The 3,802-nt window shown below is 64.4% G+C and carries 1 protein-coding gene; it reads left to right on the plus strand.

All coding sequences use genetic code 11. From position 1 onward, the window contains the following. A partial coding sequence (locus tag FW760_RS25875) for a condensation domain-containing protein (protein WP_446444103.1) occupies positions 1-3,802 on the plus strand: 3,802 nt, incomplete at both ends.

A 3,802-nucleotide genomic window follows, 5' to 3' on the forward strand; every position in this document is an offset into this window, starting at 1 on the left:
TGAGGCCCTGCCGGTGGACGCGCAGCAGCAGGTGTTCGCCAAGTTGCCGAACGCCGACCTGTACAACCTGTATGGCCCTACCGAAGCCGCCATCGACGTGACCCACTGGACCTGTCGCGACGAAGGTCGCAACAGCGTGCCGATCGGCCAGCCGATCGCCAACCTGGGCGCGTACGTGCTCAGTGCCGACCTGCTGCCGTTGCCGGCGGGTGCCACCGGCGAGTTGTACCTGACCGGTGCAGGCCTGGCGCGCGGTTACCACCGCCGTGCCGCGCTGACCGCCGAGCGCTTCGTCGCCAGCCCGTTCGGCGCCGGCCAGCGCCTGTACCGTACCGGTGACCTGGCACGCCAACGCGCCGACGGCGTGATCGACTACATGGGGCGAGTCGACCACCAGGTGAAGATCCGCGGCCTGCGTATCGAACTCGGTGAAATCGAAGCGTACCTGCTCGAACTGAATTGCGTTCGCGAGGCCAGCGTACTGGCCGTTGAAGCAGGCAGCGGCCTGCAACTGGCCGCCTACCTGGTGGCCAGTGACGCCACCCTGGCGTCGGCCAGCAGTGCGCAGCAGGCGCAATGGCGCGATGCTGTTCGCCAGCAGTTGCTGACCGGTCTGCCCGACTACATGGTGCCAACCCACCTGATACTGCTGGAACAACTGCCGCTGAGCCCGAACGGCAAGCTCGATCGCAAGGCTCTGCCCGGCATCGGCGACGCAGCCACGCGCAGCGAGCATGTCGCTGCCTCCAACCCACTGGAACAGCAACTGGCCGCTATCTGGCAGGCGGTACTCAAGCTTGATCGCGTGGGCGTTACCGACAACTTCTTCGAACTGGGCGGCGACTCGATCATCTCGATCCAGGTCGTCAGTCGCGCCCGTCAGGCCGGTATCCGCTTCACTCCCAAGGCGCTGTTCGAACACCAGACCATCCAGCGCCTGGCCACGGTTGCCCAGACCAGCGATGCACGCTCGGTTGTCGACCAATCGCCCTTGCAGGGCGAAACGGCATTGCTGCCGATCCAGCAGATGTTCTTCGAACTGCCGATGCCCGAGCGGCATCACTGGAATCAGGCCGTACTGCTCAAGGCCAACGCCAGGCTTGATGCGGCGGCGCTGGAGCAGGCCCTGCAAAGCCTGGTGCTGCACCACGACGCCTTGCGTCTGCAGTTCACCGAAACCGCCCGCGGCTGGACCGGCGAGTACCGTTCGCAAGCGGCCCAGCGCGAAGCCTGGGCACACACACCGCTGCTGTGGCAACACACAGTCAGTGATGCGCATGCGCTACAAGCACTGGCCGAATCGGCGCAGCGTAGCCTGGACCTGGAAGGCGGCCTGGTCCGTGCGCTGCTTGCCGAGCTCGCCGATGGCAGCCAGCGCCTGTTGCTGGTGATTCACCACCTGGCGGTCGATGGCGTGTCGTGGCGCATTCTCTTCGAAGACCTGCAGGCAGCATACCGCCGTGCAGTGGCCGGGCACGCTGTCGAACTGCCCGCCAGGACCCGCTCGCTGCGTGCCTGGGCCGAACAGTTGCAGGCGTTCGCCAGGCACACCGGGCAGGACCAGGAACTCGCCTACTGGCAGCAGTTGCACGGAGCGAGCAATGACCTGCCCTGCGACCGTGCAGCCGATCGCCTGATCAACCGCAACAGCAACAGTGTGCAGGTCGTGCTGGACAAGCAACGCACCCGCCAGTTGCTGCAACAGGCACCGGCGGCGTATCGCACCCAGGTCAACGACCTGCTGCTCAGCGCGCTGGCGCAGGTCATCACGCGCTGGAGCGGTCACGACGACCTGCTGCTGCAACTCGAAGGGCATGGCCGCGAAGAGCTGTTCGAAGACATGGACCTGACCCGTACCGTCGGCTGGTTCACCAGCCTGTTCCCGGTACGCCTGACCCCGGCCAGTACGCTGGGTGGCACGATCAAGCAGATCAAGGAGCAACTGCGCGCCATCCCCAACAAGGGCATCGGCTTCGGCGCCTTGCGCTACCTGGGCGATGCACAGACGCAACAGACCATGCAGCAGCTGCCTGTGCCACGCCTGACGTTCAATTACCTGGGCCAGCTCGATGGCACCTTCGACAGTGACGAGGGTGCGCTGTTTGCCCCCGCTGCAGAAAGCGCAGGTATCGGGCAGAGCCTGGACGCCCCGCAGAGCAACTGGCTGACCCTCAACTGCCAGGTGTTTGCCGGTGAACTGAGCCTGACCTGGGGCTACAACAGCGCAATGTACGATGCATCGACCATTGAAGGGCTGGCCGAAGATTACCTGCATTCGCTGAGCCGCCTGATCGAGCACTGCCTGCAGGCCGACCACCACGGCCTGACGCCGTCGGACGTGCCTCTGGCCCGTTTGAGCCAGGCGCAGCTCGATGCACTGCCCCTTTCGGCCCAGCAGGTTGAAACGCTGTACCCGCTGGCCCCGATGCAACAGGGCATGCTGTTTCACACCCTTTACCAGCAACAAGCAGGCGACTACATCAATCAGATGCGCCTGGACGTACGCGGCCTGGATGCAGAACGCTTCCGGGCTGCCTGGCAGGCCACCGTGGATGCCCATGACATCCTGCGCAGCGGTTTCCTCTGGCAGGGCCAGCTCGACGAGCCGCTGCAAGTGGTGCACAAGCGAGTCGAACTGCCGTTCAGCGTACTGGACTGGCGCGAGCGCCAGGGTTGCAGCGCAGCGCTGGACACCCTGGCTGGCGAAGAGCTGATGCAGCCGTTCGACCTGCAGCAACCGCCATTGCTGCGCCTGTTCATGGTCCGCACCGGCGAGGACAGCCATCACCTCATCTACACCCACCATCACATCCTGATGGATGGCTGGAGCAACTCGCAGATGATGGGTGAGGTGATGCAGCGCTACCATGGCCAGCGCGTGCCCCAGTCCAGCGGTCGCTACAGCGATTACATCGCCTGGCTGCAACAGCAGGACCCGGCACTGAGCGAGACGTTCTGGAAAGCCCAGGTACAGACCCTCGATGCGCCCACTCGGCTTGCAGCGGCCATCACTGCGCAACGCTCACCGGGGTCCGGCCACGCACACCTCGAAGCCGCGCTCGAACAGGCCGACACTGCCCGGCTCGAGACCTTTGCCCGCCAGCAGAAGGTGACCCCCAACACACTGGTTCAGGCAGCCTGGCTGATCGTGCTGCAGCGTTACTGCGCGCAGGCGACGGTCTGCTTCGGTGCCACCGTCTCCGGTCGCCCGGCGGAGCTCAGCGGGGTGGAACAGCAGCTGGGGCTGTTCATCAACACCTTGCCAGTGGTCGCCACGCCGCTGCCCGAGCTCAGCGTCGGCCAATGGCTGCAGCAGGTGCAGGCGCAGAACCTGGGCTTGCGAGAACATGAACACACCCCGTTGTTCGAGATTCAACGCTTGGCCGGCAAGAACGCCGAAAGCCTGTTCGACACCCTTCTGGTGTTCGAGAACTATCCGATTTCGCAAGCCCTGGAACAGACGCCAAGCACAACACTGCACTTTGGCAGCATCCGTACCCATGAGCAGACCAACTATCCCTTGACCTTGATGGTCGGCTTCGGCGCGATGCTGACCTTGCAGGCAAGTTACGACCAGGCGCATTTCGATACCGCCACGGTCGAGAAGCTCGCTCACTCGCTGCTCAGGCTGCTGAGGGCGATGCTCGACTCGCCAGACCAGGCCATCGGCGACCTGGTGATGCTTGCACCGCAGGAACAGCACACCGTACTGCTCGACTGGAACCTGACATCGACCCACTACCCACTCGAGCAACCGGTTCATCAATTGATCGAGGCGCAGGTCGAACAGACACCGAACGCG

The sequence above is a fragment of the Pseudomonas sp. 1176_21 genome, assembly GCF_052850635.1.